Origin of the sequence: Lysobacter antibioticus, from assembly GCF_001442535.1 — a bacterium.
GTDB classification, from domain to species: domain Bacteria; phylum Pseudomonadota; class Gammaproteobacteria; order Xanthomonadales; family Xanthomonadaceae; genus Lysobacter; species Lysobacter antibioticus.
The window spans coordinates 114,834-129,035 of record NZ_CP013141.1 but is presented as its reverse complement, the minus strand read 5'-3'; the positions used below and the strand labels follow the sequence as shown (position 1 = coordinate 129,035).

Annotated in this window: 13 protein-coding genes and 1 pseudogene; 8 read left to right on the top strand and 6 right to left on the bottom strand. The window is 68.4% G+C overall.

Features of this window, described 5'->3' with window-relative positions:
- Nucleotides 1–117 precede the first annotated feature (117 nt).
- Nucleotides 118–342 (bottom strand): DUF6229 family protein, encoded by a 225-nt coding sequence (locus GLA29479_RS00550; protein ID WP_211265021.1) that lies wholly within the window; start codon nucleotides 340–342, stop codon nucleotides 118–120.
- 355 nt (nucleotides 343–697) lie between these two features.
- Here GLA29479_RS00550 and GLA29479_RS00545 point away from each other — a divergent pair, with 355 nt between their 5' ends.
- Nucleotides 698–2,176: a phospholipase D-like domain-containing protein gene (locus tag GLA29479_RS00545; protein ID WP_248842779.1), complete on the top strand. Its 1,479-nt coding sequence runs from the start codon at nucleotides 698–700 to the stop codon at nucleotides 2,174–2,176.
- A gap of 72 nt (nucleotides 2,177–2,248) precedes the next feature.
- Here GLA29479_RS00545 and GLA29479_RS00540 read toward each other — a convergent pair whose 3' ends face one another.
- Nucleotides 2,249–2,935, bottom strand: a complete 687-nt coding sequence (locus GLA29479_RS00540; protein WP_057970458.1) for a hypothetical protein — start codon at nucleotides 2,933–2,935, stop codon at nucleotides 2,249–2,251.
- A gap of 186 nt (nucleotides 2,936–3,121) precedes the next feature.
- Between GLA29479_RS00540 and GLA29479_RS00535 the strand changes: the two genes are divergently transcribed.
- Together GLA29479_RS00535 and GLA29479_RS00530 are read left to right on the top strand one after the other, a co-directional pair.
- A complete protein-coding gene (locus tag GLA29479_RS00535; RefSeq protein WP_057970457.1) occupies nucleotides 3,122–4,948 on the top strand; it encodes an extracellular catalytic domain type 1 short-chain-length polyhydroxyalkanoate depolymerase in 1,827 nt (608 codons plus the stop codon).
- A 79-nt stretch (nucleotides 4,949–5,027) separates the two neighbouring features.
- Nucleotides 5,028–5,525: pseudogene (locus GLA29479_RS00530) on the top strand (YgjP-like metallopeptidase domain-containing protein); the annotation flags it as partial.
- Between the two features lie 44 nt (nucleotides 5,526–5,569).
- On the opposite strand, the gene GLA29479_RS00525 reads toward GLA29479_RS00530, so the two are convergent.
- A complete protein-coding gene (locus GLA29479_RS00525; protein ID WP_057970456.1) occupies nucleotides 5,570–5,926 on the bottom strand; it encodes a darcynin family protein in 357 nt (118 codons plus the stop codon).
- A gap of 76 nt (nucleotides 5,927–6,002) precedes the next feature.
- Between GLA29479_RS00525 and GLA29479_RS00520 the strand changes: the two genes are divergently transcribed.
- On the top strand, nucleotides 6,003–6,689 hold the full coding sequence (locus tag GLA29479_RS00520) for a TetR/AcrR family transcriptional regulator (RefSeq protein ID WP_057918308.1): 687 nt from the start codon (nucleotides 6,003–6,005) through the stop codon (nucleotides 6,687–6,689).
- A 31-nt stretch (nucleotides 6,690–6,720) separates the two neighbouring features.
- On the opposite strand, the gene GLA29479_RS00515 is transcribed toward GLA29479_RS00520, so the two are convergent.
- On the bottom strand, nucleotides 6,721–8,001 hold the full coding sequence (locus tag GLA29479_RS00515) for an MFS transporter (RefSeq protein ID WP_057918309.1): 1,281 nt from the start codon (nucleotides 7,999–8,001) through the stop codon (nucleotides 6,721–6,723).
- A gap of 368 nt (nucleotides 8,002–8,369) precedes the next feature.
- Between GLA29479_RS00515 and GLA29479_RS00510 the strand changes: the two genes are divergently transcribed.
- From GLA29479_RS00510 to GLA29479_RS00495, 4 genes are all read left to right on the top strand, one after another.
- Nucleotides 8,370–9,431 (top strand): oxidoreductase, encoded by a 1,062-nt coding sequence (locus GLA29479_RS00510; protein ID WP_057970455.1) that lies wholly within the window; start codon nucleotides 8,370–8,372, stop codon nucleotides 9,429–9,431.
- Nucleotides 9,432–9,618: 187 nt separating this feature from the next.
- Nucleotides 9,619–10,479: an AraC family transcriptional regulator gene (locus tag GLA29479_RS00505; RefSeq protein ID WP_057970454.1), complete on the top strand. Its 861-nt coding sequence runs from the start codon at nucleotides 9,619–9,621 to the stop codon at nucleotides 10,477–10,479.
- Between the two features lie 132 nt (nucleotides 10,480–10,611).
- A complete protein-coding gene (locus GLA29479_RS00500) occupies nucleotides 10,612–11,742 on the top strand; it encodes a carboxylate-amine ligase (protein ID WP_057918312.1) in 1,131 nt (376 codons plus the stop codon).
- Between the two features lie 38 nt (nucleotides 11,743–11,780).
- Nucleotides 11,781–12,584, top strand: a complete 804-nt coding sequence (locus GLA29479_RS00495) for a gamma-glutamyl-gamma-aminobutyrate hydrolase family protein (RefSeq protein WP_057970453.1) — start codon at nucleotides 11,781–11,783, stop codon at nucleotides 12,582–12,584.
- 90 nt (nucleotides 12,585–12,674) lie between these two features.
- Here GLA29479_RS00495 and GLA29479_RS00490 read toward each other — a convergent pair whose 3' ends face one another.
- Both GLA29479_RS00490 and GLA29479_RS00485 read right to left on the bottom strand, forming a co-directional pair.
- Nucleotides 12,675–13,019 (bottom strand): RidA family protein, encoded by a 345-nt coding sequence (locus tag GLA29479_RS00490; protein ID WP_057918314.1) that lies wholly within the window; start codon nucleotides 13,017–13,019, stop codon nucleotides 12,675–12,677.
- Between the two features lie 131 nt (nucleotides 13,020–13,150).
- Nucleotides 13,151–13,783 (bottom strand): hypothetical protein, encoded by a 633-nt coding sequence (locus GLA29479_RS00485; protein WP_057918315.1) that lies wholly within the window; start codon nucleotides 13,781–13,783, stop codon nucleotides 13,151–13,153.
- Nucleotides 13,784–14,202 lie beyond the last annotated feature (419 nt).

The following is a 14,202-nucleotide window of genomic DNA, read 5'->3' as shown; positions in this document are numbered from 1 at the left end:
AGAGCCGTGCGACCGGGGTCGTGGCGGTGTCGGCGGCGGCGAACCTTATCGTCGTCGCCGCTTGCGAAACTCGCTCCCGACGCGGGTCGGGAGCGAGCCCTTCAGCTCAGCTGCGGCTTAGCAGCACTGGCCGCCGCTGGAAGCGCTACAGCTGCTGCAACGCGTAAACAGCGGCAGGCTGCTGTCGGTCAACGCGGCTTCGGTCGCGGACATGCCTTCGATGTACAGCGGACCGGCAGGATTTTCCATGCCGCCTTCCGCACCGCTCAGCCAGCCCGAAACGATGTCGTCGATCTGTTGCATAAACTTCTCCTTGTTCACAACATAAGTGAAATCGGTCACAGTCCATCCCGGACATCCGTTCATCGATGTCCGAGCCTGGGCCGGTCCCGATCGTTGACGTCGAACGTAAGCGAAGCCCTTTGCTCCGGAGCGATAACGTGCCGCCATCGAACCCCGTCGCCTCAACTCCGCGCCGACACGCTGCGCGCTCGGACCGGTCGATGTCAACTGTCAATTACGCCGCTGCAATGCACCATCGGCTTGCGCATGACCTCGCCTTGACCGGCCATGCCGCACCCTGCATCGCGGTGTCGTCGCAAGGCTCGCTCGGCGTCTATGCCGAGCCACACTGACACGGCATGTCCAGTCCTATAACTTCGTCACGGAATGCACGGCGCCAGCCGACAGGAATACCTTGAACATCGAACTCGATCCGCCCGCCCCTCGCCGACGCCGCTGGCTGCGTTCGGCCCTCGCTGTATTCGCGCTGGCCTGGTTGGCGATGGGCGTCTATCACGTCTACAAACCCTTGCCGCCCGGCATCGGCCAGCACTGGCCCTTGCGTTCGGCCGACAATGTCGAGTTGCTGACCGACGTCACCTGGGTCGACGGCGCCAAACAAGGGCTCGCCGAGCAACACGTGTTCGACGAAACCCTGCGCTTGATCGGCCAGGCGCAGCGCGGCGTGGTCGCCGACCTGTTCCTGTTCAACGACTTCGGCACCGATGCCGGCAGCCCGCGGCACCGCCGCCTCAGCGCCGAGCTCAGCGCGACTTTGATCGCACGCAAGCGCGCCGTGCCGCAGTTGCGCGCCGTGCTGATCACCGATCCGATCAATACCGTGTACGGCGGCCTCGAATCGCCGCAGCTGCAGGCCTTGCGCGCGGCCGGCGTGGAGGTGGTGATCACCGACCTGCGGCGCCTGCGCACGCCGAACCCGACCTGGTCGGGGCTGTGGCATCTGTGCTGCAGTTGGGCCGGCAACGACGCGCAGGGCGGCTGGCTCGCGAATCCGTTCGGGCCGGGCAAGGTCACTCTGCGCAGTTGGCTCGCGCTGTTCAACCTCAACGCCAACCATCGCAAGACTTTGGTCGTCGACGAAGGCGATGGGTGGACCGCCCTAGTGTCCTCGGCCAATCCGCACGACGGCAGCAGCCGCCACGGCAATATCGCCCTGCGCTTTCGCGGCGCGGCCGCGCTCGACGTGCTGATGAGTGAGCGCGCGGTAGTGGCGATGTCCGGGGGGCGTTGGCCGCAAGGCCTGCCGGTCGCGGCGCCGCCGCCGACCATCGTCGACACCACCTCGGCGCCGCGCGTGCAGTTGCTGACCGAAGCCAGGATCCGCGACGGCTTGCTCGCCGCCATCGACGGCGCTCGCGGCGGCGACCGCATCGACATCGCGGTGTTCTATTTCTCCCATCGCGACCTGGTCAATGCCGTGGTCGCCGCGCACAAACGCGGCGTCGCCTTGCGTGTGCTGCTCGATCCCAACGAAGACGCGTTCGGGCGCAAGAAGGACGGCGTGCCCAATCGCCAGGTCGCCAGCGAACTGCATGCCGCCGGCGTGCCGCTGCGCTGGTGCGACACCCATGGCGAGCAATGCCACGCCAAGCTGCTGTTGAAGACCGCCCGCGACGGCCGCATCGAACTGATCGCCGGCTCGGCCAACTACACCCGCCGCAATCTCGACGACTACAACCTGGAAAGCAGCGCGCGCGTGGTGGCCGAGTCCGACGCGCCGGTGGCACGCCAGGCCGCGGGTTATTTCGAGCAGAGCTGGGGCAACGGCGACCACCGCGGCATCAGCGTCGACTATCCGGCCTACGCCGACGAATCGGGCTGGCGCAAACTCTGGTACCGCTTCGGCGAAGCCAGCGGGCTGTCGAGCTACTGACGACGAGCGGCGGCGCGGGAACGCGCCCCCTGATGCGGTCGCGGCCGCCGGCAACCGCGCCGAACGGCGAATTCAAGCGTCGCGGCCGCCCTGCCCGGCCAGGAACTCCTCCAGGCGGGGACAGCCGAGGCGATGCCAGGCCGGATAGTCCATGCGATAGAACGCCGTAGCGCTGCCGCTGATCGCCGCCAGCGTCGCGGCGCTGCCTTCGCGGCGGTAGAGCTCGCGAATGCGTTGATCCTCTTCCTGCAGACGCTGCTGTAGCGACGGCGCGGGCGCGCGACGCAGCGGCACTGCAGGCCTCGGCAAGGCATCCAGCGTGGCGCGGATACGCTGCGTATCGGCGAAGGTCTGCGCATCGCAAGGCCATTCGCCGCCGTCGCGGGCTTCGCCGTCGAGCATGGCCAGGGCCAGATCGATCAGATACTGCTGATGCGGCGCGCGATCGCGCGCTTCGAGCAGGTAGCGGCGATACGAGGGCTGCGGCGCCAAGGCCGCCAGCCAGGCGCCGCAAGCCAGCTCGCGAAAGGAATGCGCGAACAGCAGGTCGTGGAGCAGATCCTCGTCGAGAGCGCCGATGCCGCGCAGGCTGAGGTAATACGCCTCCAGGTCTTCGTGGCGCGCTTGCGGGTATCCGGCCAGCACCGGCGCATGTTCTTCGCCGGCGGCGAGCATGGCGGCGAGGAAATGCGGCTTGGCCAGGGCCAACGGCGGCAAGCCGTCGATCACCCAGGCCAGGTCTTGAGACAGGTAGTGCATGTGGACCGCTCCGTATCGGCATCTGCGGCCGCTCGACCGCGGCCCGCGGCAGTATCGCCCAGCCGCGACGCAGCGGTGCGGCCCCGTGCTGCAGCGCAATGTGCCCCATCGGACGATGGCGGGCGCGGGCCCGCGGTGGCCCACTGCGGCCACGCCGGACTCGCTACCGGCGCGGGAGTCGATCGCATGTCCGCTTTGCACCGTCCCTCCGTCACCCCGCGTCCGCATCGCGCGGCCGCGCGCATCGCCGGCTTCGCCCTCGCCCTCGGCGCGCTGTGCGCGGCGACGCCGGCGCTGGCCCTGACCGAAGTCACCGGCTTCGGCAGCAACCCGGGCAATCTGCGCATGTACAAGTACGTGCCGCCGGGATTGCCGGCCGATGCGCCGCTGGTCGTGGCTCTGCACGGCTGCGCCCAGAGTGCGGCCAGCTACGACGCCGAAACCGGTTGGGAGTTGCTCGCCCAGCGCTGGCATTTCGCCTTGCTGCTGCCGCAGCAGCAGAGCGCCAACAACGCCAACGCCTGCTTCAATTGGTTCGAGAGCGGCGACAGCACGCGCGGCCAGGGCGAGGCCTTGTCGATCAGGCAGATGATCGAGCGCATGCGCAGCGATCACGCCAGCGCCGCCCATCGCGTCTACGTCACCGGCCTGTCTTCGGGCGGCGCCATGACCGCGGTGATGCTGGCGACCTATCCCGAGGTGTTCGCCGGCGGCGCCATCGTCGCCGGCATTCCCTACCGCTGCGCGCTCGGTTCGAGCGCGGCGTTCTCGTGCATGTCGCCCGGCACCGACCTGACGCCGGCGCAATGGGGCGACAAGGTGCGCGCCGCGAGCAGCCACGCCGGCCCCTGGCCGATCGTCTCGATCTGGCACGGCGACGCCGACTACGTCGTGCGTCCGGCCAATCAAGCCGAAAGCCTGCAGCAATGGACCAACGTACACGGCATCGACGCTGTCGCCGACGTCGAGGACAGCATCGCCGGCTATCCGCACAAGGTGTATCGCGATGCCGCCGGACAGGCGCGCGTCGAAACCTACTCGATCACCGGCATGGGCCACGGCACGCCGGTCGACCCCGGCAGCGGCGAAAGCCAGTGCGGCACGGCCGGCGCTTACGTACTCGACGTCAACCTGTGTTCGAGCTACTACATCGGCCGCTTCTGGGGGCTGGACGATATCGATCCGAACCCACCGCAGGTCGCCCTGACCTCGCCGGCCAACGGCGCCTCGGTCAGCGGCGTGGTCGCCCTCAGCGCGAATGCCAGCGACTACGTCGGCGTGGAGCGGGTGGACTTCCTGGTCGACGGCGCCTTGCTCGCCAGCGATGGCGAAGCGCCGTATGCGGCGAGCTGGGACAGCAGCACCGCCAGCAACGGCATCCACAATCTGCAGGCACGCGCCGAGGACGTAACCGGCAATACCGCCACCTCGCTCGCGGTCCAGGTCGAGGTCAGCGGCGGCGGCAACGGACCGCCCTTGGTGATGGAATTCGACAACGAAGACATCAACGACGGTTACGTCAAGGCCAATGCCGATGCCAGCGCGGCAGCGGTCGGCGCGCTCGAAGCGAGCTACGGCTTGGCGATCGGCCGCGGCAGCGACGGCAAACACAACCGCAGCCTGTTGTCGTTCGACACCTCGGCCCTGCCCGATGGCGCTGAGATCGTCGCGGCCTCGCTCAGCGTCGCCTATCGCAGCGCCTACGGCGATCCCTGGAGCCAGCCGGCCGGCAATCGCCTGCTGGTCGATGCGCGCAGCGGCTGCTTCGGCGCCTGCACCATCGAAACCGGCGACTACGCCGCCTCGGCCGATGCAGCGGCGGTGGCGGAACTCGCGCGCTTCAGCGGCGGCCGCCAGACCAGCACCGCATTCAGCGCGGCCGGCCTGAATGCGCTCAACCGCGGCGGCCGCACCCAGTTGCGCCTGCGTTTCGAACAGCCGCCGGGCGCCACCCACCACCTGTGGATCGACCGCGGCGCGAGCGCGAAATTGCGGGTCGAATACCGGCCCTGAGTCCCAATTCAGCGCCGGCGCGGCGGCGGCCCGGGCCGCCGTCTCGCGGCCCAAGACGGGTTTGCCGTATCGTTCGCGCATGGACGACCTTCGCTACCTGCGCGGCTACAACGAGCGCGTGCTGAACCAGGTGCGCGCGCTGATCGACAGCGGGCGCCTGGGCGAAGTGCTGCGCAATCGTTACAGCAGCCGCCACCAGGTGCGCGACGACAAGGCCTTGTTCGAGTACGTGGTCGAGATCAAGGACCGCTACATGCGCAAGAGCGACCCGCTCAACAAGGTCATCTACGACAATAAGCTGCATGTGGTGCGGCATGCGCTGGGCACCCACACCGCGATCTCGCGGGTCCAGGGCGGCCGGCTCAAGGCCGCGCGCGAGATCCGCATCGCCACCTTGTTCCGCGATGCGCCGGCCGAGTTCCTGGAGATGATCGCGGTGCACGAGCTGGCCCACCTCAAGCACCGCGACCACGACAAGCCTTTCTATCAGCTGTGCGCGCACATGAACCCGGACTATCACCAGCACGAGTTCGACCTGCGCCTGTACCTGACCCAGCTCGAGCTGGAAGCCGCGACGCGGCGCGAAAGCAACGCCGCGGCGGCGTCCGACGGCACCGACGCTCAGGCCGCGAGCGGCGTTCGGCCGTAATTGCTCGCATAGGCGTTCTCGACGCCCGGCAGGATCTCGACGATGGCGAAATAGCGGTCCCAGAACGGCGTTTCGCGTAGCGCTTCGACCACCAGTTCGTAGGCATGGTGGCTGCGCGCCTGCCATTGCCAGATATCGGTGACTCGGGCGTTGTAGAACTCGATGTCGTAGAAGCACAGGCCGACCTCGTCGCGGTGCTTGCGCAGGATCGGGGCGACGTGCTCCTCGAGCAGACGGAAGCGGGTGTCGATGTCGAAACCGAGCCACTCTGGCTGGGTCTTGACCAGCATGAACACGGTCAGGGGGAAAGTTTCTTGTTGCTCGCTCATGAGGTTCTCGTTGGCGTTGCGGGGAAAGTGAGAACACAATATGAGCTATTGCTCACATTAACTACTCGCATTCGCCATGCCCTCGCCGCGCCGCAAAATCAGCCTGAAACCGCGTAAAAAACCCAGCCAAAGCCGCGCCGCCGAGACCGTCGCGGCGATCCTGGAAGCGGCGGCTCGCATTCTCGAACGCGGCGGCCTGCCGGCGTACAACACTAACGCCGTCGCCGAACGCGCCGGCGTCAGCGTCGGCTCGCTGTACCAATACTTCCCCAACAAGGACGCGTTGACCGCCGCGCTGATCGAGCGCGAGACCGCGACCCTGCTCGCCGATCTGGCCGCGGTGCCGGAGCAGGCGAGCTACGTCGACGGCGTGGTCGCCCTGGTGCGCGCGGCGACTGCGCATCAACTGCATCGGCCGGCCTTGGCCAGGCTGCTGGATTTCGAGGAGCGGCGGCTGCCGATGCGCGACCGCGATCTGCAGGTCGACCGTGCCGCGCAGACCTGCGTGCTCGCCTTGCTGCGACGGCCCGACGCGCCCGTCAGCGTGGGCGACGGGACGACCGAGGCCGAGATCCTCGCTCTGGACACCATCGCCATCGTCCGCAGCCTCGTCGATGCCGCCGGCGAACGCGGCGAAACCGAGGCCGCGCCGCTGCAACGGCGGGTGCTGCACGCGGTGTTCGGCTATCTGGGCCAACCGCGCGCCGCCGACATGATCGCGAAGACGCGCAAGCGCAAGGACTCGCTTCACAGCGCCCGTTAGCGTCGCACCGCGCCGATCATCGACCGCAAGTTCAAACCGCGCTGCGATCCTCGCGCACCGCCAGCAAGGCGATCAGGGTCAACGCCGCCGCCGCGGCCAGGTAATAGCCGACATAGGCCAGGCCGTAGCGGCCGGCAAGCCAGGTCGCGATGTAGGGCGCCAGCGACGCGCCGAAGATGCCGGCCAGGTTGAAAGCCAGCGATGCGCCGGTGTAGCGCACCGGGGTCGGGAACATCTCGGCGAGGATGGTGCCGAGCGGGCCGTAGGTCAGGCCCATGATGCCCAGGCCGAGCCCGAGGAACAGCAAGGTGCCCCAGGCGCTGCCGGTTGCGAACAAGGGCGCGAAGAAAATCCCGAATAGCATGATCGCCAAGGTCGACAGGATCATCGCCAGGCGCCGGCCGCGGCGATCGGCGAAGACCGCCGACAACGGGATGGTCGCGGCGAAACACAACACGCCGCCGAGTTGCAGTTGCAGGAACTGCTCGCGCGAATAGCCCAGTTGCGAGGTGCCCCAGCTCAACGCGAACACCGTCATAAGATAGAACAGCACGAAAGTGGCGAGCGCGGCGAAAGTGCCGGCGACCAGGGCGCGAGGATGCTTGATCAGCACCTCGAGCATCGGCAGGCGCACACGCTCGTGGTGATCGATCGCGCGCTGGAAGGCCGGGGTCTCGCTGATCCGCAGCCGCACCCACAGGCCGACGAACACCAGCACCGCGCTGGCCAGGAATGGCACCCGCCAGCCCCAGGCGAAGAAGGCCTCGTCGCCCATGGTGTCGGTCAGCAGCAGGAAGATGCCGGTCGACAGGAAGAAGCCGATCGGCGCGCCGAGCTGCGGGAACATGCCGTACCAGGCGCGTTTGCCGGGCGGCGCGTTCTCGGTCGCCAGCAGCACCGCACCGCCCCACTCGCCGCCGAGCCCCAGGCCCTGGCCGAAGCGGCACAGCGCCAACAGGATCGGCGCGGCGATGCCGATGCTGTGATGGGTCGGCAACAGGCCGATCGCCACCGTCGACAGGCCCATGGTCAGCAGCGCCGCGACCAGGGTGGCCTTGCGCCCGACGCGGTCGCCGAAATGGCCGAACACCGCCGAACCGACCGGACGAGCGAAGAACGCCAGGGCGAAGGTCGCCAGCGACTGCAAAGTCGCCGAGGCCGGATCGGCCGAGGGGAAGAACAACTTCGGGAACACCAACACCGCCGCGGTGGCGTAGATGTAGAAGTCGAAGAACTCGATGGTGGTACCGATCAGGCTGGCGAACAGCACGCGGGATGGGGAATTGGCGGACGCCGGTGCTGCTGCGCTCATTGCGTTTTCCAACCTGGAGACCGTTGAATTGTTACCCGATCCGGGCCCTCGCTGGCGAGGCCGCCACGCACTATCACGGTAGGAGCGGCGTCCCGCAGGGATTTCCTTTGGTCACAAGCCGCGACCGCGCTGCGTCCGATCGCGCCCATATCGGGCCGAATCAGGCCGAATCAGGCCGAATCAGGCCGAATCAGGCCGAATCAGGCCGAATCGGGCCGTTATGGGGCCGCAACCCTAGTCCTCGCAAGCAACCGTGCCGCTCCGGCACAGCCTGTGCACACGAGATGCAACCCGACTGACCCGCCCCCCGGTGGCCGCACACGCGCCGATCCGGCAAGGTGTGCGCATCCCCCGCATGAGTCCCGGCAATGAGCGCACCCTCCATCCGCGTCGCCCTGATCGGCTACGGCTTCGCCGGTCAGACCTTCCATGCGCCCTTGATCTCGGCGACGCCGGGCTTGCGCCTGAGCGTGGTCGGCTCGCGCGACGCCGGCAAGGTCCAGGCCGATCATGCCGAGGTCGCGGTGCTCACCGATCCCTTTGCGGCGGCGACCGATGCGCGCGCCGACCTGGTGGTCATCGCCACGCCGAACGACAGCCACGCCCCGCTCGCGCGCGCCGCGCTCGCCGCCGGCAAGCACGTCGTGGTCGACAAGCCCTTCACTCTCGACCTCGCGCAAGCGCGCGAGTTGGCCGCGTTGGCCGCCCAACACGGGCGCCTGCTGTCGGTGTTCCAGAACCGGCGTTGGGACAGCGACTACCTCGGCATCAGGCAGGTCATCGACGACGGCCTGCTGGGCGAGGTCGCGCATTTCGAATCGCATATCGACCGCTACCGGCCGCAGGTGCGCGAACGCTGGCGCGAACAGGCCGGCCCGGGTAGCGGGCTGTGGTGGGACCTCGGCCCGCACTTGGTCGACCAGGCCTTGCACCTGTTCGGCCTGCCCGAGCGGGTGATCGCCAGCCTGGCGACCCAGCGTCCCGGCGCGCAGGTCAGCGACTGGGCGCATGCGGTGCTCGAATACGGCGCTCTCCGGGTGGTCCTGCACGGCAGCATGCTCGCCGCCGGCGGCAGCCCGCGTTTCCTGGTGCACGGAGCCCGCGGCAGCGTGGTCAAGTCCCTGGCCGACCGTCAGGAAGCGCAATTGTTATCGGGCATGCGCCCGGGTGCGCCCGACTGGGGCCGCGACGAGGATGAATTGATCCTGCACGACGGCGAGGCGACCCGGCGTTTGCCGACACCGGCCGGCGACCAACGCCGTTACTACATGGCGATACGCGATGCGCTGCTCGGGTACGGCGAGAATCCGGTGACGCCGGCGCAGGCGATCGCGGTGATGGCGGTACTGGAAGCGGCGGTGGAATCCTCGATCTCCGGCCGCGCGGCGGTGCCGGCCTTGAGCGACAACGAGCGCGCCGCCTTCGCCTGACGCACCGCCTTGGGTAAAGCTCGGGCCACCTGCTCGATGGCGGAAACTTCGCTGCGGCGACGGCATGCCGACAGCGCATCGCGACGATCATCGTCGCCCGCCCCGACCGGGCGCTTTCCGCAAATCCGCAACCTGGATCAAGTCCGCCGGCCCAGACTGGCGCCGCGCGACGCCACCGGAGCCCCGCTTGAACCGCAGCAGCACCTTCGACCACTACAGCGCTCGCATCGAGAAGGTCATCGCCTTCATGTCGAGCCGGCTCGACCAGCCGCTGACCTTGGCCCAACTCGCGCAAGCCGGGCATTTCTCGCCGTTCCATTTCCATCGGGTCTATCACGGCCTGATGGGCGAGACCATCGCCAGCACCCAGCGCCGCTTGCGCCTGCATCGCGCCGCCAACGATCTGCTGACCAGCGAACACAGCATCGCCCAGATCGCCGGCCGCGCCGGCTATGGCAGCGTGGCGGCCTTCACCCGTGCATTCGGCGCCACCTACGCCTGTGCGCCGGCCGCGTTCCGCAAGCGTCGTGCCGCCCTGCCCGCGTTGTCGCGCGCAGCCTTCGACCCGACCCTGGAGAGTCTGATGTACAGCGCCGAAATCACCACCCTCGCCCCGATCCGCACGGTCGCCCTGCCGCATGCCGGCGACTATCAAGCCATTGGCAACACTTTCCACGCCTTGTACGCCTGGGCCGGCCCGCGCGGCCTGATGCGCCAGGACACGCGCTGCCTCGGCATCTATTACGACAGCCCGGCCGACACCCCGCAGGAGCAACTGCGTTCCGATGCCTGCCTAACGGTGCCGGGCGGCACCGAGCTCGGCGACGGCATGCGCTGGGTCGAGATCGCCGGCGGCCGTCATGCCGTGGTCGTGCACACCGGCCCCTACAACGAGCTGCACCGCGCCTACGACTGGCTGTTCTGCCAATGGCTGCCGGCGAGCTTCGAAGAGGCCGGCGACGCGCCGGTGTACGAGGAATACCTCAACGACCCCTCGAGCCTGCCGCCGGCCGAATGGAAGACCGCGATCTGCCTGCCGTTGAAGTAGACCCTCGAACGGAGTCCCGGGCAGAGGCGGCCGCGCGCGCCGGCCGCCTCTCTTCAACTCGCGCTTACATCCGGGGCGCTACCTTGGGCGCATGACGACATCGACCCGGTCGCAGTCGCGGAACGATCCGCGATGAGCGCGCAGTGCGATTACAGTTTCGGCATCGAGGAGGAATTCTTCCTGGTCCGCCCGGAATCCCGGCTGCTGGCCTCGCAAGTGCCGTCGCGTTTGTGGAAGCGGGCCCGCGCCGAGTTCGGCGATGCCATCGAGAGCGAACTGCTGCAGGCGCAGATCGAAATCGCCTCGCCGATCCTGTGCGACGTCGGCCAGGCCCGGCGCCAACTCGGCGATCTGCGCCGCGGCCTGTCCGCACTCGCGCACGAACATGGGCTGGCCCTGCTCGCCGCCGGCACCCATCCGCTGGGCCTGTGGCGCGAACAGAGCGAGACCGACAAGCCGCGCTACCGGCGCCTGGTCGAGGATTTCCAGGTCGTCGCGCGGCGCAGCCTGGTCTGCGGCCTGCACGTGCACGTGCAGTTGCCCGACGACGTCGACCGGGTCCAGGTCATGAACCGGGCGATGCCGTGGCTGCCGCTGTTGCTGGCGCTGTCGACCTCGTCGCCGTTCTGGGACCGCCTGCGTACCGGCCTGATGAGTTATCGCCAAGCCATGTACGACGAATGGCCGCGCACCGGCATTCCGGATTTCTTCGAGAGCGAAGCCGACTACGATGCCTTTGCCGCGGTGCTGGTGCGCGCCGGCGCGATCGCCGATGCGAGTTCGCTGTGGTGGGCGATCCGGCCCTCGCCTAACTATCCGACCGTCGAGTTGCGCATCGCCGATGCCTGCACTCACCTGGACGACAGCCTGGCGATCGCGGCGCTGTACCGCTGCCTGATGCGTCATCTGGTCATGCATCCGGCCGAGGCGCCGGCGTGCAACGCCGCCGTGCGCCGGATCATCGACGAAAACCGCTGGCGCGCAAAACGCTTCGGCCTGCAGGCCGAGTTCATCGACGAACGCGGCAACACCGAGCCGGCGCTGGCCCAGTTGCAACGATTGCGCGCACTCTGCCGCGAGGACGCGCAAGCGCTGGGTTGCGTCGAGGCCCTGGCTTCGATCGACGACATCCTGGCGCGAGGCACCAGCGCGCATGCGCAACTGGCGTTGTACCGCCAACAACGCGACGGCGGCGCGACCCGCGCGGCAGCGCTGAAGTCGGTGGTCGATTGGCTGCTGCACACCACCGTACCCGCTGCCTGAGGCCCGCGACGATGCCCGCGACCGACCGAGACCCCGCCATGCCCGCGCCCGCCCGTAAACTGCTGATCGGCCTGTCGCCGCGCCTGATGCGCAACCTGCCGCCGTCCTACGGCTTCCGCAACAAGACCCTGCAATACCTCGAGCAATCGATGGCGCACTGGGTCATGTCGAGCGGCGCGCTGGTGGTGATGATCCCGACCGTCGACGCCCTCGGCGAAGTGCAGGCCACCGACTTGTCGGTGCGCGATTACGCGCGTTCGCTCGACGGCCTGATCCTGCAGGGCGGCGCCGACATCGACCCGCAGGCCTACGGCGAGCGCCCCAGCGAAATGCTGATGACCACCGACCCGGAACGCGACCGCTTCGAGTTGAACCTGCTGCGCGCCTTCATCGAGGCCGGCAAGCCGGTGCTCGGTATCTGCCGCGGCATGCAGCTGATCAACGTCGCCCACGGCGGCAATCTCTATCAAGACCTGGTCGACGGCGGCGCCACCCGCAACCAGCACTACATTCCGGCGCGCTACGACGAGCACGCGCACTCGCTGAGGATCCGCGAGGGCGGCTGGTTCGCCGATCTGTATCCGCAAGCGCAGGCGCAGGCCCGGGTCAATTCGATCCACCACCAGGGCATCAAGGGCCTCGGCGAGGGCCTGGAGGTGGAAGCCTGGTCGGAGGACGGCATTCCCGAATGCATCCGCAGCACCGGCGCCGGCTTCGTGGTCGGGGTGCAATGGCATCCGGAATTCCACGACCAGCGCTTTCCCGAGCTGTTGCCGGGGCGGCCTTTGCTGATGGCCTTCATGGAAGCGGCCCGCAAACGCGAACAGGCCGAAGCGGCCTGAAGTGGCTTGAGTTGGCCCGGCGCCGAGCGGACCAGAGTCCGCCGGAGCGACCGCACCGCACTGCGGCGACGGTCGCGGGAGAACGGCCGCTTACAGCGCGGCCGTCACCACGATTTCGACACGGAATTTCGGATTTGCCAGCGGTGCCTGCACGGTCGCGCGCGGCGGCGTGTGCCCGGCCGCGACCCAACGGTCCCACACTGCGTTCATGCCGGCGAAATCCTCCATGTCGGCGAGGAAGATCTGCGCCATGAGGATGCGGGTCTTGTCGGTGCCGGCGCGCGCGAGCAAGGCATCGATCGAGGCCAGGGTTTCGCGGGTCTGCCCGGCGATGTCGAGGTCCTCGCTGTCGGGCACCTGGCCGGCCAGGTAGGCGACGCCGTTGTGGATCGCCATTTCCGACAAACGCGCGCCGACGTCGAATCGCTGGATCATGCATCACCTCCTGTGTGTGGGGCGGCCATTGTCGGTCAAAGCGGCGCCGCGCACACGCACAATGCCTCACCGGACCGTCGTGACCGGCGTCCTCGTCCCCTGGCACATTCTTTCGCACATCCCGGATGGCGCTACAGCTCCGGCGTGCTGGCCTCGATGATGCGCTCGCTTTCGGCGCGCTCGCCGCTGCGGTCCGGGCCGCTCAGGGCGGCGTCGGCATTGGCGCGATGTTGGGCGCGCACGTCCGGCGGCAGCACGTCGATCTGGCGATGGGCCTGCGCCACGGCGCGTTCGCCGGGCTTGAGCTGGCAGTTGCGGCTGAGGATCTCGAGCTCGTCGCCGGTCTGCGCCGCCCCGCTCTGCAGATTGATCACCACCCCGAGCGTGTCGCCCATCGGTTCGAGCCGGTTGCAGATCGCATCGATGGTGCCGTAGCTGCGCTGGCCGTTGCGGTCGACGATGGCCAACAGGTTTTCGCCGTCCACCCATACCGCCGAACGCACGCCGGCCACGCTCTTGGCGGCGATGCGCGCATTCTCGCGATCAATCCGGCGGGCCGGGTCGACCAGGCGGATCGCGCGACGCAGGTCGCGGTCGAGCGCTTCCACATTCTGGTGCAAAGCGACCTGGTCGCCGGCGATCGCCTGGCCACGCATCTTCGCCAGGCGTTCGGCGGTTTCGCTGCGGTCGATCGGCACACCGGCGCGCGCCGGTTTCTGCGCCGCCTCGCGCTCGGCCTGGCCGCTGCAGGCGCACAGCGCCATGGACAACATCAAGCCGCAGAGAACTGCGCCAACTGCATTTGCGCCACGTTTCATCGCATCACCTCGTGCAGTGAGGACGGCCCGTATCGATCGGCCGGGCCTTGGCCGCCCCGACCGCTTTATACCCCGCGGCGGCCCGGAACGGTTGCCGCATCGCAACGCAAATGCGACCGCGGTCGCGCCTCGACCGCTTCGATGCGAGCGCAGGCCGGGCGCGGATGCGTTTCGCGACCGCCTCCCGGATTCGTCGACGACCGCGCCGCTACAGTCGATCGCAGGTCGTTCGCGACCGTCGCCACCCGCATGCGGCCTCGATGGACGCATGCCGATCCCGGGAACGGCCGGCTATCGCACCGGTCGCAGCGACGGTGCCTGAGCGCAGGCAAGGCCCATAAACATAACAAGCCGCATCCAACGCC

What these genes read in the sequence shown, in the direction of transcription:
- GLA29479_RS00540 (WP_057970458.1), bottom strand. Translation starts at nt 2,935, where the DNA reads ATGCACTACCTGTCTCAAGACCTGGCCTGGGTGATCGACGGCTTGCCG.
- GLA29479_RS00535 (WP_057970457.1), top strand. Translation starts at nt 3,122, where the DNA reads ATGTCCGCTTTGCACCGTCCCTCCGTCACCCCGCGTCCGCATCGCGCG.
- GLA29479_RS00525 (WP_057970456.1), bottom strand. Translation starts at nt 5,926, where the DNA reads ATGAGCGAGCAACAAGAAACTTTCCCCCTGACCGTGTTCATGCTGGTC.
- GLA29479_RS00520 (WP_057918308.1), top strand. Translation starts at nt 6,003, where the DNA reads ATGCCCTCGCCGCGCCGCAAAATCAGCCTGAAACCGCGTAAAAAACCC.
- GLA29479_RS00515 (WP_057918309.1), bottom strand. Translation starts at nt 8,001, where the DNA reads ATGAGCGCAGCAGCACCGGCGTCCGCCAATTCCCCATCCCGCGTGCTG.
- GLA29479_RS00510 (WP_057970455.1), top strand. Translation starts at nt 8,370, where the DNA reads ATGAGCGCACCCTCCATCCGCGTCGCCCTGATCGGCTACGGCTTCGCC.
- GLA29479_RS00500 (WP_057918312.1), top strand. Translation starts at nt 10,612, where the DNA reads ATGAGCGCGCAGTGCGATTACAGTTTCGGCATCGAGGAGGAATTCTTC.
- GLA29479_RS00495 (WP_057970453.1), top strand. Translation starts at nt 11,781, where the DNA reads ATGCCCGCGCCCGCCCGTAAACTGCTGATCGGCCTGTCGCCGCGCCTG.
- GLA29479_RS00490 (WP_057918314.1), bottom strand. Translation starts at nt 13,019, where the DNA reads ATGATCCAGCGATTCGACGTCGGCGCGCGTTTGTCGGAAATGGCGATC.
- GLA29479_RS00485 (WP_057918315.1), bottom strand. Translation starts at nt 13,783, where the DNA reads ATGGCGCTGTGCGCCTGCAGCGGCCAGGCCGAGCGCGAGGCGGCGCAG.